The organism is Paenibacillus sp. UASWS1643 (assembly GCF_008693195.1).
Taxonomy (GTDB): Bacteria; Bacillota; Bacilli; order Paenibacillales; family Paenibacillaceae; genus Paenibacillus; species Paenibacillus amylolyticus_B.
Genome location: NZ_VXKZ01000058.1, coordinates 1 through 963 on the forward strand (window position 1 = coordinate 1; position 963 = coordinate 963).

At 49.9% G+C, this 963-nt stretch carries 1 protein-coding gene; it reads right to left on the minus strand.

The window, feature by feature from the left end; genetic code table 11:
* Window positions 1-133: 133 nt before the first annotated feature.
* Window positions 134-963: peptidoglycan DD-metalloendopeptidase family protein (locus FE296_RS00260; protein WP_150363970.1), on the minus strand; the 830-nt coding region annotated here is incomplete at its 5' end.

Consider the following 963-nt stretch of genomic DNA (forward strand, 5'->3'; position numbering starts at 1 on the left):
TGTGTAGTCTGTTCTACGAATTGTCCTCCTGAACCGTCCTGACGCCGCCACCAGGCGACCCCAACGGTCTTACCCTTATATCCAGGGACGTGTTCCTTTACCCGCACAATAATTTTTTCATTTAGCACGTCTGTTATCCCCCCACAAACGGCAAAGGATTTACTTTTCTGCCATTGATAATGATTTCGAAATGTAGATGGTTTCCGGTGCTGCTGCCGGTTGACCCACACCCACCAAGCACAGTTCCCGCAGCTACTTGATCGCCTACACGAGCATTGATCGAAGACAAATGGGCATAAGTAGTCACATAGCCGCCCCCATGATCCACACGTACATACTGGCCGTAACCTTTACTGGGGTTACTCGCATCTTGCCAGCCCGCCATAATAACCTTTCCAGCTTTAGATGCTGGTATCAGCTGCCCGTGGGAACAAGCAAAGTCTACACCTTCATGCGGTTTTCCTACTTCGCCAGTAACGGGATGGGTACGCGGACCAAATCCGGACGTAACCTGGCCGTTGACCGGACGACTAAAGCCTGCTTTACCCGGTTGCGGAATCGTAATAGCATCGTACCCTTCAGTGACGTAAAGGGTAGCGTACTTCATGACTTCAGAAATATATTCCTGGCTGTGGTTGTATTGGTATAGCGCTGCTTCAACGTTACCTGAAGCTGCACCGTTTTTTCCGAGGTAATTGGCTGCCGAAAAGACAGCATCCTCTAAATCCCACATATCTGCTTTTCCATCACCATTCGCATCTACGCCATAGCCGCCATATCGGGCAATGACGACCAAGCTTGTCTTTTCTTCGGCACTAAAATTCCCTGCTCCTGAACCACTGCAGGAGCTATGTCCCCATCCGATAAAAGTACAAGGCATGAACTGCATGTGCCCTTCTGCTCCCACGGATGAAATCATGGGATCTAACGTAGAGAACCGGGTTTCAATTCGATGGACTGCCG